The 18084-nt window shown below is 39.3% G+C and carries 10 protein-coding genes; 3 read left to right on the plus strand and 7 right to left on the minus strand.

Annotated elements, in window-relative coordinates; all coding sequences use genetic code 11:
* The 3 genes from BACCELL_RS27170 to BACCELL_RS23560 all read left to right on the plus strand — a co-directional run.
* A partial coding sequence (locus BACCELL_RS27170; RefSeq protein WP_007214639.1) for a hypothetical protein occupies positions 1-1815 on the plus strand: 1815 nt, incomplete at its 5' end.
* A gap of 708 nt (positions 1816-2523) precedes the next feature.
* Positions 2524-4392: a hypothetical protein gene (locus BACCELL_RS23555; RefSeq protein WP_007214642.1), complete on the plus strand. Its 1869-nt coding sequence runs from the start codon at positions 2524-2526 to the stop codon at positions 4390-4392.
* A gap of 44 nt (positions 4393-4436) precedes the next feature.
* On the plus strand, positions 4437-5552 hold the full coding sequence (locus tag BACCELL_RS23560; RefSeq protein WP_149950062.1) for an alginate lyase family protein: 1116 nt from the start codon (positions 4437-4439) through the stop codon (positions 5550-5552).
* Between the two features lie 328 nt (positions 5553-5880).
* Here the strand turns inward: BACCELL_RS23560 and BACCELL_RS23565 are convergent, their stop codons facing one another.
* The 7 genes from BACCELL_RS23565 to BACCELL_RS23595 all read right to left on the minus strand — a co-directional run.
* Positions 5881-7659 (minus strand): RagB/SusD family nutrient uptake outer membrane protein, encoded by a 1779-nt coding sequence (locus tag BACCELL_RS23565; RefSeq protein ID WP_007214644.1) that lies wholly within the window; start codon positions 7657-7659, stop codon positions 5881-5883.
* A 24-nt stretch (positions 7660-7683) separates the two neighbouring features.
* Complete coding sequence (locus BACCELL_RS23570) at positions 7684-10824, minus strand: SusC/RagA family TonB-linked outer membrane protein (protein ID WP_007214645.1); 3141 nt, start codon at positions 10822-10824, stop codon at positions 7684-7686.
* Between the two features lie 517 nt (positions 10825-11341).
* A complete protein-coding gene (locus BACCELL_RS23575; RefSeq protein WP_007214646.1) occupies positions 11342-14227 on the minus strand; it encodes a hypothetical protein in 2886 nt (961 codons plus the stop codon).
* Positions 14228-14242: 15 nt separating this feature from the next.
* The gene (locus BACCELL_RS23580) at positions 14243-14923 is read right to left on the minus strand and encodes a TonB-dependent receptor plug domain-containing protein (protein ID WP_236100763.1); all 681 of its coding nucleotides are present in this window, start codon (positions 14921-14923) and stop codon (positions 14243-14245) included.
* An 86-nt stretch (positions 14924-15009) separates the two neighbouring features.
* Complete coding sequence (locus BACCELL_RS23585) at positions 15010-16119, minus strand: hypothetical protein (protein ID WP_007214648.1); 1110 nt, start codon at positions 16117-16119, stop codon at positions 15010-15012.
* Positions 16120-16139: 20 nt separating this feature from the next.
* Entirely contained in the window at positions 16140-16853 is a 714-nt protein-coding gene (locus BACCELL_RS23590) for a fasciclin domain-containing protein (protein WP_007214649.1), read from the minus strand.
* A 27-nt stretch (positions 16854-16880) separates the two neighbouring features.
* Positions 16881-18084 (minus strand): RagB/SusD family nutrient uptake outer membrane protein (locus BACCELL_RS23595; RefSeq protein WP_007214650.1); only part of this gene is annotated, 1204 nt, incomplete at its 5' end.

Genomic DNA, 18084 nt, shown 5'->3' on the forward strand with positions numbered 1-18084 from the left:
AAAATGAATGATTTGGTTCGTGACGGAAAACCTCAGACCTGGATAAAGGCAGGACGGCAACTGATTGCCGAACGGACCATTGCAGGTATTGAAGGAAATACAATTGTGCTGAGTGTCCCGCTGGTAGACTCTTACGATGCGAAATTCACCGATGACAATACTACATTAGTGGTGGCCAATAACGTACAACGACTCCGTCAGTGCGGTGTGGAGAATCTGCGTATCGAGTCGCCCGCACAAGCGGTCAATCACGGGAAAGCATTATATTATGCACTGAGAATCAACGGAGAAGACTGTTGGGCAAAGGACATCAATGCATTGGAAACCATGGAGAGTATAGGGGTAGGTGGGCGACGCATCACTTTGCAGCAGATTAATGTAATCAGAAGGGCTTTGCACCAAGGAGCTTCCAAGCCGGCGGAGTTTGCACCAAACGGAGGACAGATTCTGATTGACCGTTGTTCGGTAGAGGGAGATAATATCTGGTTTGTGGCACTTGGTGCAGGGCAAACAGGACCAATTGTATTCCTTAATTGTAGCTTCAAAGGGAATGGCCGTATAGAAGGACATCAACGTTGGAGTACAGGTTTATTGCTTGACAATTGTAATTTACCGGGCGGAGGTATTGATTTTAAGAACCGTGGTTCCATGGGGTCCGGTCATGGTTGGGGTACAGCCTGGTCTGTTGCCTGGAATTGCTTGGCGAAGAGTTATGTAAATCAGATTCCCCCGGGCACTTATAACTGGGTAATAGGCAGTAAAGGAGAAAGTACTCCGTTGCGTCGTCCCTTCAATCAGTCCGGTCCTACGTTGCCGGTAGGTATTTTCGATTCGCATGATACTCCGGTTGCTCCTCAAAGTCTTTATCTGGCGCAATTGAAGGAGCGTTTGGGCGAATCTGCATTGCAAGCCATTGGATATGGACCTACCGTGCAGCTACCTTCTCCTGTCCGTTCCGACTATACTTTTCAGGGAGGTATGCAAGCCTCTCGCGAGTTAGTGGGAAAAGATTATAGAGCTATACACGAATATATGCGTGCCTTGGGTTGGGACTATTCCGAGCATCCCAATAGCTCGAAAAACGACCATTATGACGGTGTGCATTGTGAAGTTCTTTTTGATGCTGCCCTGCAGCAATATGTTTTCAAATTCACCAATCATGCCAATGCCGGGGCTCTGGACAGTGATCGGGGAAGATTGCTAAGTGATCGTCAACGCAATGAGATGAAGAGCCAGACAAACCATGACTGGTATCATCTGAACGGAAACTGGAATGAGTGGCAACGGCTGGAATGGAAATTCCGCATACCCAAAGGTTTCCAACCCACCACCAAGTTCTGTCATCTTCACCAACTGAAGGCACAGGAAGGTAATAATGGCGCACCACTCATTACTATCAGTACCCGTTGTGATGAAGACGGAGGGAATAAGCGTGTACAAGTGATTCATACAGGCGATACACGGACGTCCGGCAAGGGTGTTATCATAGACAACCTTCCGCTTGCCGACTTTGAAGATGAATGGATACAAGTGGAGACAGAAATGCATTATACCCATCATGGTACATTCCGCATCAAACTGACCCGTATCAGCGATGGGAAAGTGCTTGCCGACCAATCTTTCGCAGATATAGACTTATGGAGGAAGGGGGCGACAAGTATCCGGAATAAATTCGGTATTTATCGCAGTCTGGGGCGGAAGATGCAAAGTGCATCCGACAGACCCGATAACGGACTTAAAGATGAAAGCCTACAGTTGGCTGATTTCAAAGTTTATGAAGCGCATACCAATCCGAATCCTCAGCCGCACGACTAATCGTTTTTTCAGAAAATAACCTTTAAAAATCATTTTGTCAGCCATGACAAAATGATAATCCTATTGTCTCAGATTCCTTTCTTTCCGCCCAATGGTGGGGGAAAAAAGAAAGAACGCAAGCATTCCCTATTAAATAAATGCGGAAAGAAAGGGAAAGGGGACAGAATCATAAAAAGGGACGTAACGGCTGTCATATCTTAGATGAAAATGATAGCCTTCATGTGTTCTATGCGTAAAAAGAACACTTTCCCTCCGGATCCTTTCCCGATACAACCAGAAAAGAGTATAACCCGATAAGTAAAGGGCTACACCTTATATCCGGGATGGTGTCACCCTTTATGCAACATGGCTACACCCTTTCGGGCATTAGGTGTAGCCTTATCACGAAAAAGAATGTTAGTTTTGCCCGAAAAGATGGTATGTTTAGGTGAAATACATGGTTTGTTGAGGGTAAACAGACTGTCTGTTCCGGTCAGATAGACCATCTGTTTGGGAGAAACAGATGGTCTATCTGGCTAAAAGATCGTTTTCTCCTCAAAGCCCTGTCAGAATAATCGCCTATAGAATGTCTTTGTGTTGATGAAATGCTATAATCTTTGTCACCTTGAAACAGAACGATACAATATTGCAAGGAAATGAGATAAGACTACAAAATGAAGAGAATAAATCTCCCTTTCTTTACATATCACAAAAAAATAATAAATACACATGAAATCACAACTTGTATCTTTATGTATCGGGAGCTTATGTTTTGTAGGCAGTTATTCCCTTAATGCCCAGGAAAGTTGGCAATCGCAACTTGTTATTCAAGATGAATCCGGAAACCTGACTTATAAGAAAGATAATGATGGTTTTGTTATCCCAGATTTTAGTCAGGCCGGATACGGGAATGGAAAAGACATTCCTGTGGCCAGTTTGCCGGAACGCACCATTACTATCAGTCCTTTGGAGGACAAGGAGGCTGACAATACGCAACATATACAGAAGGCCATTGACGAAGTAGGAAAATATGCTTTGGACGCAGAGGGTATCAGAGGAGTCGTATTGCTGAAAGCCGGACGATATAATGTAGACGGGACGTTAAATCTGACTTACGACGGAGTCATTCTGCGTGGAGAAGGTAATTGCTTCTCGGACAAAGACTCCACGGTTCTCTATGGTAGAAATGCTGCTGAAAAGGCTAAACGGCTTATTTTAATGGGAAATTCCTCTGCGCACAATTGGGGAAATGGGAAAGGAGATGCTCAGGTAAATATTGTAACACAAAAGGTGATGCCCGGCGACTATTCTTTTCAGGTGGAAGATGCAAGCGCCTATCAGGCGGGCGACTTGATTTGTATAAAATATCCTACTACAACAGCTTGGCTGGAGGCTGTCTGGTATGGCGGCAATACAAAGCGCAACACAGATGAAAGCAAGAAATGGAAAACTAAGGATATTGATATTTCCTATCATCGCTACGTCACCAAAGTGGAAGGTAATATGATTGAAGTGGATGCTCCCATATTTTATGCGCTCGACGTACAGTATGCACAGGCATATATCTACAAGATTTCAAATTCGGGAACAATCCGCCACAATGTAGGCATTGAGAATCTGCATATTTCTTTTGAAAGAAGTCCGGAGAATTCCACGGCTAACGTTGATCAGAATTGTATCTATATGAGTTCGTTGGAAAATTCATGGGTAAAAGGTGTTTCAATGTCCGGTTTTGTTCATGCGGGCATTAAAACGACTTCCACTACGAGGAGTACAATTGAAGATTGCTATGCTATTGATCCCTCCGGACTTTGTACAGGAGGTACGTATTATAATTTTGAGAATTACCATCGTTCACAACTCATCTTATTGAAAAACTGTTATGCCCGTAACGGGCGTCATCACTATATCTCCAACGGCTGTGCCTCTACCAGCGGCATTGTTGTGTTGAATTTTCGTTCGGAACTTTCTCTTGCACAAGCTGAGGGACACCGGTTGTGGTCGCAGGGGATTTTGTTTGATAACTGGGTGGAATTGGGAACTATAAAATCAAATGCCGGAAAAATAGGTATGTATCTGCGTGACAATATGGGAAGCGGCCACGGATGGGGAGGCACCAACAGCGTATTCTGGAATTGTGATGTACAGGACGGTGCCATTTATCTGGATAAAGTGCCTACGGGACAAAATTATGCTATCGGATGCACAGCTAAAACAATACGGAGATACCGCAACAATATGAGTGAATATACCAATGGATATATAGAAGGGCAGAATCGTAAAGGCTTGCAGCCCGCATCACTCTATGAGGCTCAGAGGGCGGCAAGAGGCATCTCTACGGGGCTAATGCCTGAAACAGGCAGAGAAGATATCCCGCATATTATTGTGGAAACAAATCGTGTGAGAGTAAAATCGCAAAAAGATGCATGGATATCTATTTACACGACTCATGGAAGCATGGTACAGATGCTCAAATCTTTTTCTGACAATTGGGTGGAGAGTATGCCACTGAACGATGATTTTTACGTAGTTCGTGTGCACGAAGCCGGTCAGAAAGCTTATAGCCGGAAGGTTCTGATAAGAACTGTCGGAAAATAACGTAACTATGTATTATATCAATAGTAATAAATTTCTTAATGATTATGACTAAAAGAACTTTTTTCTCACTCCTGTATGCGCTGATATGCATTGTCAGTTTCGGACAGGAGTTCGTACATCCCGGAATGTTACACACGACCTCTGATCTTGAATTCATGAAAATCAAGATCCTTGCAGGCGAAGAACCTTGGAAGGAAGCATGGAACCAGCTCAAGTCATCGGAAATTGCTTCGCTCAATTATAAACCGACTCCTTTTAAGATTGTAGATAACGGACCTTATAATAAACCCGATAATGGAGGGAAAGAGTTTGTACGTGATGGTGCGGCAGCCTATACCATGGCTTTACAATGGTATGTGGAAGGGGATAAAGCTTATGCGGAAAAGGCTATCGAAATATTCAATGCTTGGGCTCAGACTCTTGAGTCGGTCGTAAATCACAACCGTCAATTGAAGGTGGGTACGGCGGGAATCAAGTATCTCAATGCTGCCGAGATAATAAAACATACTTATAAGGGCTGGAATGCCAAAGATCGCAAAGCTTTTGAAGATATGGTCATCAATATCTGGTATCCGGTAATAAAGGATTGGACGCCTCGTTATAATGGCAATTGGGATGCTGCCAATGGACAAACACTTATGTGTATAGGCATTTTCCTTGACCGACGGGATATTTTTGATACTGCATGCAAGCAGCTTACCGATGGTAACACGAATGGGGCTATCAAAAATTATTTTTATGAAAGCGGGCAATGTCAGGAGAGTGGACGTGACCAACAACATGTACAGATGGGCCTTGCTTTCCTTGCTTGTGCTGCCGAAATTGCCTGGAATCAAGATATAGACTTATATGGAGCATTTGACAATCGCCTCTACAAAGGATTTGAGTATACGGCCCGATACATGTCCGGCGAAGAAGTTCCTCATGTGCAGTATATCACTTGGTTTGGAAAGCCGGTCTATGGACCTGAGATCTCATCCAAACAACGGGAGAAGATCTGTCCAGCCTGGGAACGGGCTTACCATCATTATCACGACCGCAAAGGAATGGATATGCCATACACTCGCAAGATGATTCAAAAAAGTCGTCCGGAAGGAACGGACAACCAATCGTTTATGCCTTGGGCGTCGCTGACTAGTATAGGTTTCCCTGTCCGATAAGACTTTCTTTTATATAATTACAATCTTTTTTTTAAGTTAGAAGCTTATTATTAATTGGAAAAGAAAAAAAGGAATTACTTCCGTTATATAGTATCAACCTTGTAAAAAAGAGCAGGGTTTTAAAAATTAAAGCCTGCTCTAACCAATAAACCTTTTCAGAGTGCTTTTTTAATTGCATCACTGACAATAATTCTATTTTAGGTGATTAATACTCTCTTACAGCAAAAACCCTCTATAACCAATTATTATAGTTTATAGAGGGTTTATATTTTAATATACTCTACTGCTTTACTTTACAAGGATTCACACTGTAAGGCAATAATAGAGCCTATTTTAATGGATCGAAATCACCACTTTCCCAACCAATAGTCTGTTGCAGTTTAGGATTTTGCTCAAAGTGTTTGCGAGCTAATCCCTGAAAGTAATAGTTGTCTTTCACATTCCATTGGTAAGTTTCGTCAATTCTCCAGGTTTGAGTGGTGAAGTACTTGAAATAATTTTTCGTCATTAATTCCGGATCGCTCTTTATCATAGTGATAAAATCTCTTCGTGCCATAGCAGCATATTCGTTCTTCACTTGTATTTCAATTCTGTAACGAGAATATCCTTGCATATCAGAGAATATTTTGCGACGAAGCAAATCCCAGAAACGTTTGCCTTCATAAGCCAATTCAATGCGGCGTTCATAAAGAACGGCATCAATCAATTCTTGTTGACTCATATTTGCTTTTAAACCATAGAGCCCGTCCGCATTGGCCGTTATGCCGGCTCGTTTACGAATATCTTTCAGGATTGTATAAACTTCATCTGACTTATTTCCCACTTCCGCTGCACATTCAGCAAGATTCAATAACACTTCTGCATAACGCATTTCAATCCAGTCCATGTCACCGTGATCCTTGGCTTCGGTAGCTGTCTTTTCAGGGATAGAGAACTTGCATGAATAAAATCCTGTGCCAGTCGGGCTATGAGTATCTTCGCCACCTTTGTAAGTGTACATGCAACCTTGAAACCATTCCGGCATACCATTCAATGGATATTCAGCGCCATTGTAAACGATGATATCATAGAAACGGGGGTCACGGTTCAACCAAAACATACCGGTAGCGTCAGTAGCAGTAGGATCAAAAGCTTCCTTCACACCATCACCATTTGCATCTACTCCCGGAGTAGTACCGTCAGCCATTGGAAAAGCAAGTGCCATATCCAATGTAGGATGGTGATTACCGGTAGCTCCTACCGAAAACTCCAACGGACGAAGCCCTGCCATGAAATTGTGTGTACGCACCGGATCAAGAAAACGGGTAGTGATTACAGTCTCAGAGGTAGTTTCTTTTGTCCATATCTCCTTATAAATAGGATGTAAAGCACGTTGTCCATTCTCTGACAGTTCCTTTTGGGCCGCTAAGCAGGCATTGTATGCTGTTTGCCAACGGATGCGATCATTGTTCGGATTAAATTGTTTACTAGCATAAGTCAGCAACACACGTCCTTTGAAAGCCATAGCTGCTCCTTTGGTGATACGTCCAAAGTCATTTTCACCCCAAATGCTGGGTAATGAAGCCGCTGCATCATCAAGATCTTTCACTATCTGGTCAATACATTCTTTTGCTGTATTCCGAGTAACATATAAATCGTCACTATGTCTGTCCTGCGGAGTTAAAATCAGAGGTATACCTCCATAAATTTTTACCATCTCAAAGTACTGATAAGCACGTAAGAAAAGCGCTTGTGCCTTTATACGGTTCCGGATATCCTCGGACAGGCTACCTCCATCAATACTGGTTAACAGAACATTGATAGTATATATTTTGTCATAAGGCCAGTGCTCTCCTAGAGGACCTCCAGCGGTAGCTACTGCCGTCAGTCGACCATGAATAAAATCACCACCTCCGTTACCCTCATCACTATATTTAGAATAATCACCACTAAATGACGGCAGATTATCTTTATAGCATTTATCCAAAAAAGCTGTAGACAGAATCTCACTATTCCATGTTGCCTTTTCGCTGACAGCTGTCAAGTCGTCTTTATCCAATACGGAAGTACAACTGGTTAAACTTGCAAATGCCAATGCTGTAATAGCTATTATATGTTTTGATTTCATAATATTCAAGTGTTTTTTATATAATTAGATCGTTATATTCAAACCAAATGAGAAGTTTCTCATAACGGGATAGTCTGAAATACTCGTTGCTTCGGGATCCATCCATTTTACTTTATCCTGTAATAAGAAAAGGTTTGTACCATTCAGGAAAAGTCTTGCTTTCTCAATACCTATCCGCTGAACGAATGTCTTCGGCAAATCATAAGATATGGATATATTTTTGCAACGCAAGAAAGAAGCATTGCGTACCCAGAAGGAAGAAGCTTCATTATTCTTATACTGTGTAGCACCTGGCATTGAAGCGTTTGTATTCTCCGGGGTCCAGTGATCATTATAATATTTGAATGTACTTGTATGGGCATTGATACCATTACCACGGAAATCCATCAACTTCTTATGACCGGCCATACCTTGGAAGAATATATCAAGCATGAATCCTTTCCATTTACCGCCAATTGTGAAACCATAAGTAATTGGAGCCACTTTATTTTCAATAATAACAACTTTGTCATCATCCGTAATGATACCATCCGGTTCATCACTCTCAGGGCCACGTACATCTTTGTATATCAACATACCTAAACCGGGTTTTTGTCCCTTAATGGTCATATTCGGATTTTCTTCCATATATTGCTGTAACTGTTCCTCGGTACGAATCATACCAATACATTCAAATCCCCATTCACGGCTCAATGACTGACCGATTTCAGATTTGTACGCCCGGATATTTTCTGCTTCATCTTTCTTGGACCACCAGCTGTTCGCAAAACTAAAGTTACCTCTTAAATAATAGTCCACCTTACCGATTCTGTCATTGTATCCCAGTTCTACTTCGAAACCACGGGATTTAACCTCCGAATAGTTTTCTTTTGGCAAAGATGCACCAAATGTAGTAGGTACACTTACATTCAGATTATCAAGAATATCGTATGTACGTCTGTAGAAATATTCAAAGCTGAAATCAAATTTATTTCTAAACCAACGGCTATCAAAACCGATATTATAAGAAGTTGACTTCTCCCAAGTCAATTTAGGATTAGGAACTTCTTTAGGTTCCAATCCATAAGATAAACCATTGAATACAGCACCTGTAGTAATTCCGTAGCGAGCCATCCATTGCCAACCGCCAATAGCATCGTTACCTAATGTAGCAATAGAACCGCGTAGTTTCATGTAATCGATAAACTTGATATTTTCTGAGAAGAAAGGTTCACTGGAAATACGCCATCCTGCTGAAACAGAGGGGAAGAAACCCCAGCGTTGATCAGGAGCAAATTTTGTAGAACCATCGACACGGAATGCAGCTTCCAGTAGATACTTGTCTGCATAAGCATAGTTCAGACGACCTACATAAGAAAGACGACCACTTTCGCTCACAGAACCAGCCCCAACAATAGATTCAGAAGCATCACCACTTGCACCAAAAAACTCCGGCATTTCCCAAGTGATTAGTTTGTTGCGCTGTGCATCAAATTTTTCACTATCACCTTCAGATTGTTCATAAACAAATAATGCACTCAAATCATGGTTACCAAACTTACGGTCATAAGTTACAAATAGGTTTAATTGATATTCTTCTGCCAACTGGTTTTCTTTAAATACATAGTTACCGTCATCACGAGTTTTAGTAGATACTACTACATTACTCGGATCAATATAATGATTGTTTGTTCCGGCAGTCTGGAAGTTGTACATTTCATACGGGAAGTTCACCTTTTTAATTAATCGATTATCCAATGTACGGTTATACTGTACTTTCAGTTTCAGACCTTTTACAAAGGGAACTCGATATTCCGCAGTCGCATTGACATTAACATTTTGCCATTTCTTAGTATGCAAACCCGATTCTTCACTAATAAGCATTAACGGATGCCATTCAATAAAGTTACCTACTGGCATTCCATCAATCATACTTGGAATCATCTTGGTACGGAGCAATAATCCCTTGTATAAGTCATTCATACGATCACGGTCACCGTCGGATTTCCAATTAGGTTTGGTATCTTTACGATTATCTGTACTGATATTCAAACCAACTGTAAAATTCTTACTGACATCAGCGTCAATGCTAGCTCGGAAATTATATTTAGAATATTTCAGATTATCAAATGAACCAACATTATAAAAATAAGAGCCACCAATAAAATAACGTACTTTTTCGGTTCCACCAGTAATATTGATAGCATGACGCGTAGACCATGGAGTTTTCCATGCATCATCCAGAAAACTATAATCAGTTGTTTTGAAATGTGCCAACTCGTCATCTGTATACCAAGAAGACTTGGTAGTCGGATCTTGCTGTTCTACATTCGGATTCCAAATGGCATTGTTAAGATAACCCTGTATAGCACGGTCATTCAAATAAACAGCATGTTCATAAGCACTAAGCGTCTCCGGAATCATGGCAGCTACATCAATACCTACCGTACCAGTATAATTGATAGTCGGTTTCGCATTTCCACCTTTCTTAGTAGTAATCAATACAACACCATTAGCAGCACGGGCACCATAAACCGCTGCCGATGCACCATCTTTCAATACTGATATATTAGCCACCTCACTGGCATCCAGTGCATCAAATGCCATCTTATCCCTTACCACACCATCAATAACATACAATGGATCAGAATTATTAGGAGTACCTTTAGCACGTACACTGAAAGAGGCTGAAGTTCCCGGTTTACCTGTTCCTTGAGTTATATATACACCTGAAAGACGTCCAGCTAACGCTGAAGACAGATTAGCTGACGGGAAATCTTCAATAGCTTTGGCATCGACACTAGTTACACTACCCGTCACACTTCCTTTTTTCTGCGTACCGTACCCTACTACTACTACTTCATCCAAGGCTTGTGAGTCCTCAATCAAGACAATTTTCAGTTTACTTTCAGTAACGACTTTGGTTACATCCTTATAACCAATGTAGCTGAATTTAAGAGTCGAGCCCTTAACACATTTAATAGAAAAGTTACCGTCAATGTCAGTGATTGCTCCGTTAGTAGTATTCAATTCTGCAACTGTCACTCCAATTAACGGTTCACCATTCTGATCCTCTACGCTTCCTGTTACTGTTATATTCTGAGCTTGTACTATAGTACTAAAAGAGAAGCTCAACAGTACCAACAAAATACGCCATAATAGCGATTTGTGTTCTTTCTTTTTCATTAGAATTACTTTTTTGATTAGACTTAATTAAACAAAACATTTTTTCTACGCTTTCTTGTTTTATTATCAAATGATCACTATTACAAACTCATTACATATACATATAAAAATAATGTTACAGCAATGAATTGGGTATTAGAACATTTTTTATAAATGTAGTTAGACTAACAACGATGCAAAAGAGGGAATATAATTATAAAACTAATATCACTATTATCTCAAAAGTTTGAAATTTTATGCAATGAATAATAAATCTAGCCCAATAACTTCATTTTACTGGAAAATCAGCATAGATTAAAAATATTCCAGGCTACAAATGGTTAATTGACTTCCTCGCCAGACATCTATTTTGCATTATTTCCAAATCTTATAGTTTTCTATTTATATAAAATTGGGGATAATACTGTATTTGGAAATAAAATGTGATCTTCTTACAAAAAGAATATTAGTTTTTATGATAATATGCTAGAGGGGTACCGATTATCATTTTCAACACTTCTTTCAATAAATAGTTCTCTCATTTCTTTAGCAAATAATTATATCTACATGGTATTCCCTGGGCAGTAATTCCCTCTATTATTACCGTATAAGGAGTAACCCTATCTCCCGTATAAAAAGAAATATTAGTCTGTCCCTGACTATCAAGCTTTAGATTTGGTTGCCAATGAATGGTTACCCGATTGTCCGGTTGAAGACTTGATTTTTGGGCGTCCGTTTCATAATGCGGCTGATAGAACTCTTGATAGCGGGCACACCCTAATGGAGTCTGGGTTGCAATTAAAGAAGATTCCCGGGGAAGCGGAATATTACCTGTTTTAGAAGTAAACATAATGCGTCCTCCATAGGAGCCAATATTATTCATCATAGAGCTTTGACCTAAAGTTGCATTCACGACCTTCTCATTTTGTCTTTCAGATACCGATGTTACAACATAACTATCCATTTCTTCACCTGTTATCTCTGTTTCTTCCTCACCACTGATCCCAAGTTCCCTTCTCATATCTTCCAATTCCTCATCAGATGCCGGATCAATACCTAAAGCATCTTCCACTTCCGGTTCCATTTTACTGATAGAACTAATCTGCTCTGCCTTTATCTGAGCTAAACTCTCGGGACGCACAATCAGCCGTCCATCCAAATAAATGCGTGCAAAAGGAATTCTAGGATCGACGACACTACGAGTATTTCCCTGCATTTTCCCCCCTGGTGAGAAAGGCTTATCCGGATGTACGGCAACAGCACGCACAGGACGGTAGGGGGAATATAGATAAGCTCTTCCCTCCACATAATAAACTCCAGGGTATTGCAATAATAAGTCTAATGCCGATTGAGCATCTTTCTGCTCCAGTTCATCTTCATCCATTGTCCGACTAATAAATGAAGCCATCGTGGTACGCTTTGCGTTAATCTCTACATCGGGGAGACGATACACACGGACGCCATCTTCTATGATAAAACCAGACTGAACTGAATCCATAAACTCTTTTGATGCTTGGACTACAGGTACATGATAGGGATGATAATTCACTGGTTTAGGAAATAAATCCGGATCCAATTCAATAGTCGGATATAATAGTTTATTCTTTTTATTGACTGATGCCATAACAGAGGTTCCATCAAAGAAAGCCAATTTATCTACGAGGAATCGCCCCTGTTTATCTGTCTGACAGAACCTAAAATATCGCATAGCAGGAATAGATACTCCAACAGTAGCATTAGCAAGAGGTTTCCCTGTACCTGTACGGACCATTCCAGATAGAGCTTGACCAATTTCCAGATAATGATCTAACTTAGGGGTAAAGTCTTTCTGCAATAAATCATTCACTTGAAAACGACTCCAGCCATGAGTAAGCATCAGATTATCCAAACGTATTTGCCGTTGACGGTTGGGACTACCAAAATAGTAACCAGGCGTTTCTACATTTCCTTTCAAATCAGAAGTAAGAAGCAATGCAGAACGAATATCTCCACTTAGACTATCTTGATTTACAGCATAATTATCAGTAATACTAATTGAAAAATCTCCTTGCAAAGGATTTCCGTCCGTATCTGTCAATCGCAGATTCAAACGGACAAGAGAACGCCTTGCATATCTGTCTTTGTCCTTAGTTATTTGCCACTTGGGATCTATTTGTGGGATAAATAGCAATCTTTCACTTAATGGAATACGTTGTTTATCTAATAAAACAAAATGGGCAATACCTCCTGGTAATGATTGAATTTGAAGAGTTCCTTGTTTATTACCAACAGGCAATTCTTGCAAAAGTTCTATTTTTCCACGTATATGTGCCATCAATATATAAGATTGTTCCGGAGTATCAGACGAAGTAAGTATCTGATAATATAGAAGTCCATTATTGCCTGCACGTAATGCCAATGCAACTTTATTTTTTTGGGGAACAGGAAGATTAAAAATCTTTTCTTGCTGTTGTAAATTTGTTGTTATAGCTTTATATCTTTTACCTTCCTGTGACTTCAGCATAAAACTTCCTATCCCATTATAATCGGTTCGAAAAGAAGTTATCGTATCATTTCTTTCATCTACCACAATACCTTCTACTGGGATAGATATCCCATTTGGTGACTCCGTTTTAAATGCTATTTTTTGCATCACTCCCTCTATCAAATCTCCTCCTTCAGGATAAAATCCCACATGATAGTCGTAAGAAGCAGGTACATAAAAAGTCTTTTTATGTTTTAGGTCAGCTTCATACAAAGTTATATCAACGGATAATAATCTATTCGTAACCGTTGGTAATTCTATTTTCAACTCCCCCTGAGCATTTGTTTTTCCTTCGCAAATAGGATTTTTCTTTTCTTTGGCTCTCACCATATATGTAACTTTCTCACCAATGAAAGGAGTTCCATTTGGGCGTCGAAAGCAAACGATCCCCCATTGACGATTTCTCTCATCAGTCAGATACCGAATCGTAGTTATACACAGTGGTACCTGAGAAGAGTATATAGATATATTGTGAGAGAAGAAATATTCATCACCCGCATTACACATATAATTCGTATAAGCCCGCAAGTAATACTCCCCTTCCTCCATTTTTTCATCTAAAGCAATATAACCACGAAAGCCTTCATTTTCATCTTTACGTATTTTCTTACGCTGACACAACTGATTCTTTCGATTTATCAATTCAACATAAAGAAAACGGCTCATAGCTTCTTCTTTATGTGTCACTGCATCTACCAAATATCCTTTCAACCAAATAGTATCTCCTGTCAGATAATAAGGTTTGTCAAGATGTAAGTAACTTTTTTCCTGAGGCATGGAAGCCATATTGGCAGTGAAAGTCTGGTAGATATCATTGATAAGTAAATTAGTCTGTCCATAAGTATAAACATTCAATGTTACTACACAAATTAGTAATACAAAAGATCGAAGTGCTTTCATAGATTAAATGATATGTCAGAGTTTCTTTGTGGTAATTACGATAGCTCCATTCGCTCCTTTAAATCCAAATGCTGAACCATCTTTGTAGACTTCTATTTTCTCAATATCATTTATATTCACACTACGGTCGGCTTCATTACTACTTTCATAATTAGTCCCATCAATGACAAAAAGAGGTTCGTTATCCAGTTCTAAAGATGTACCTCCTCTAAGGCTAATACGTTGTTCACCGTCAACAGCCTCTACATTCAATCCGGGTACCCTTCCTTGTAATAATTCATAAAGATCACTGGCTCTACTCTCCTCTATTTGTTGCCGAGTTATAATATTGTTATTTCTTTCTACCCGCCGTTTACCTGTATATTCTATCTTCTCTTCCTTATTTCCAATTTTCAGGATAAACGATTTTTTTTCCAATTTTACATACCACCCATCGGCTTTTCCTGCCATTGGTATAATTGCATCCTGACGTTTATTGACAGATATAACAATTGTATCAGACTCTTTAAGTTGCTCTATAAAGAAATCGCCATTTTTACCGGTTATAACACTATTCATCGTATTTTTCACCCAAAGCTTCATGCCGGCAATAGGCTTTTGTTTCTCATTCACCAGCACACCTTTCAAATCTTTTGCCACTAATGGCATGGTAAACATCCCTATAACCAAAATAGAATACAATACTTTTTTCATCATGTTATTATTTTTATAATGAGAAACCGATGCAGGAAACATCTATAAAAGGTGTTCCAGTATCGGTCTCTTCATTTTCATTATCCTAATTATTTTAAAACAGCTGTGGACGCATATCCATCATCATAGTACATCACGGGAGCATTATTACCTTTATCCCCATTAATATAGTAGATATCCCATTGTTTTATATAATGCTCACCGGTCCAACCGAGTTCCACTGTTTTGTCCTTCAAAACAGGTAAATTTAAAACCTCTACACCGGAAAGATACACCAATACATTATGTTCTTCATCTACACCTAATGAAACGGTTTCATAAGTACCATTCTTAAATTGATTCAACTTCTCTGAATAATAATAATAAGTATATGTATTTTTCTTCAAAGTTGTATTATTCTGATACTGGAACTGTATTTGAATGTTATACTCACCAGTTACTGCCGGAGTTCCGTCTAGAACTATTGTCTCAGCCTTCGTATTCAGACCAGACTTACAAATAGTCGGATACCAACGGAAATCCAAATAGGTAACATACCCTTCTCCATTTTCAATATTATAGTCAAATGTCCAACGATAGCGCAACGTATTTTCTGATTTCTTAGTGCCAACAGCAATACGATCTTCCGGCATGTTTTTCACAAAACCTAGTTTAATACGGGAATAGAAAGGTGTACATAATTCTGGGTCACCAAAAGTACGGCGAATATATCGTTCTACTTCAGTAGCAGAACTTGCATAAATCTCCAGATATGAATTTTTCGTTCCATCAGGAAGAGTCTCTTGTGCGATAGATGACTTACTACTACTCTGATAGCTAAATGATGAAGGTGGTTTTGCCGTCTCAAATTTCTCAAAGAAATAACTAGACACATAAAGACTATGTTCACGACGTTCCTTTTTATCACCTACCTTTGCTACACACCACACCTTATATGTACCAGGTTTATTCGGTGCTTGCCAAGTCATTTCATCAAGTCCCTGCGGTTGAGTCAATTTGCCTCCATCGCATCCCCATTCATAATCAGTGTGCCACAAATCGCTAGATTCCACACACATCCACAACTTTACTTTTTGATTGCAATAAAATTCATCTCCCATTGCACTTAGCGATTCAATGCGGATATATTCCTCATCACCACAACCTACTAAGAACAGAGAACAGAGAAATGTAATAATCAAACTATTTATATATCTCATAATCGTTTTTCGTTTAATGGTTACTTAATACCCAATATTTTTTTTGTTGGACGATCCATCCAAGAATCAATAACATGAATATATGATCCTCTAGCCGTCTGTAAATTACTACTACGAGGTTTTATATCATTTTTATAATGTCCCTCAAAATTATTAAATGTAATATTCGGATTACGATCTTTATAAACATACATATTGATCTTGGCTGTATCAGCTGGAGCAAATGTTTCAAACCAAGTTGGTTCTGCCGGTAAATTTGTAAATGTATATTTACCTTTTACAATGTGGTAAAGCAGAAACTCTTTCACTTGTTCTTTTGGATACATAGTCATAGAAATAGGTGCTTCATCCACATATACAATATTGCCTTCTTCATCGCGTATAGGATTACCTTCTTCATCCAAACTTTCTACTTTTACTTTATGAGTGTCAAAGTAACCTAAACTATTTCCAGTAGCTGTAAAGGCAGTGTTTGTTGGCAAAAGATACGTACAATCCTCTGATTGGAAAGTTTCCTCCATATCGGCATATTTGACAGCATCCTTCAACAAACTAAAGATATCAAGTCGTGACTGAATAAAATCCCATGCATTCATGTGAACATTATTATCTGGAATACCCGCTTTATAATCATATTCGTATGACTCTTGCATGTCTAAACCAAAGAACTCACAACCCGTCAATGTCAGGGTAATAGACATTGTCACGATCCATTTTAATCCTTTTATTTTCATTTCTTTCAAATTTAAATGTAATTACAATTATTCAGAATAAGGAGGATTTTGATGTCCACGTAAAGCGGCATTAGCCTCAAACTCTTTATAATAGATAGGACCATAAGCACGATTCATATCAAATGCTGTAGGGGTTTCTCCCATCATAACTTGGCGTTCTTGATAAACAGGTTCCATTACTTCCTTCAACTTGTCCGTACGCATCAAATCAAACCAACGCTTACCTTCTGCAAAGAACTCTAATTGTCTTTCTAACAAAATTTCATTTTCTAAGTCCTCTTTTGTAGTAGTAAAAGGTATTCCACCATTATAACCAACACGTTTACGTACAGCTAGAACAATATCGATAGCTTCTTCTTTACGTTCCATCTTATTTAATGCTTCAGCACGAAGTAACATAACATCAGCATACCTGTAAATTGGAAATGAGAATTCTGCATCTGTTGAACTATACACATAATCTTGTGACTTATAGACTTTATTTGCTGAATCATATTGACGATTCGGGTCAATACCTGAAAACTTAACACATTTATTAGTACCCCAGTTAGGATCGGTCCATGAAGCATTAGATATTGGGTTACGAGAACTGCTATAATACAGCTTTACCGTATCAACATTGCACCACAGGCGTGCATCATATCCCCAATCATTTCCTACGGCATCACCACGGCGCAAACGCGTTAATAATTCATTATATACTTTTTGAGACATACGCCAACTGTTATTTGTATTAGATGCCCCCATTGTTTTAGGCCATCCGTGCGCTTTTCCTGTCAAAGAGTAAGACCACCACATAGAAAATATACTTTCTTTAGAGCCTGCTGGGTCTGTAAATATTTTCTTATATGCAGTTTCATCTGCCACCCATTCAAATGAATTATTACCGATAAAATAGTCTGATGCATCAATAGCTTCCTGATATTCTTGAAACCACATATGTACATCTGTTTTCAGTGCATATGCCGCAGCTTTTGTTAAATAAAACTTATCACTTCCATCAGAGGAAAAATATTTAATAGCATTCTCTATATCACTCAATATTTGGGATTTTATTTCAGCGACAGAAGTACGAGGAAGCTCCATAGATGATAACTCTCCATCCCATACTGTAGTTGTTAAAGGAGCATCTCCCCAAACACGAATAATATAAAAATACATTAACGCACGCATAGCATAAGCCTGTGCAATATATGGCCCATATTCAGACTCTAGGATAGAAGGAATATTT

Source organism: Bacteroides cellulosilyticus DSM 14838 (genome assembly GCF_000158035.1).
GTDB classification, from domain to species: Bacteria; Bacteroidota; Bacteroidia; order Bacteroidales; family Bacteroidaceae; genus Bacteroides; species Bacteroides cellulosilyticus.

Coding starts and splice junctions, on each gene's coding strand:
- BACCELL_RS23555 (WP_007214642.1), top strand. CDS start 2,524: ATGAAATCACAACTTGTATCTTTATGTATCGGGAGCTTATGTTTTGTA.
- BACCELL_RS23590 (WP_007214649.1), bottom strand. CDS start 16,853: ATGAAAATAAAAGGATTAAAATGGATCGTGACAATGTCTATTACCCTG.
- BACCELL_RS23560 (WP_149950062.1), top strand. CDS start 4,437: ATGACTAAAAGAACTTTTTTCTCACTCCTGTATGCGCTGATATGCATT.
- BACCELL_RS23565 (WP_007214644.1), bottom strand. CDS start 7,659: ATGAAATCAAAACATATAATAGCTATTACAGCATTGGCATTTGCAAGT.
- BACCELL_RS23580 (WP_236100763.1), bottom strand. CDS start 14,923: ATGATGAAAAAAGTATTGTATTCTATTTTGGTTATAGGGATGTTTACC.
- BACCELL_RS23575 (WP_007214646.1), bottom strand. CDS start 14,227: ATGAAAGCACTTCGATCTTTTGTATTACTAATTTGTGTAGTAACATTG.
- BACCELL_RS23570 (WP_007214645.1), bottom strand. CDS start 10,824: ATGAAAAAGAAAGAACACAAATCGCTATTATGGCGTATTTTGTTGGTA.
- BACCELL_RS23585 (WP_007214648.1), bottom strand. CDS start 16,119: ATGAGATATATAAATAGTTTGATTATTACATTTCTCTGTTCTCTGTTC.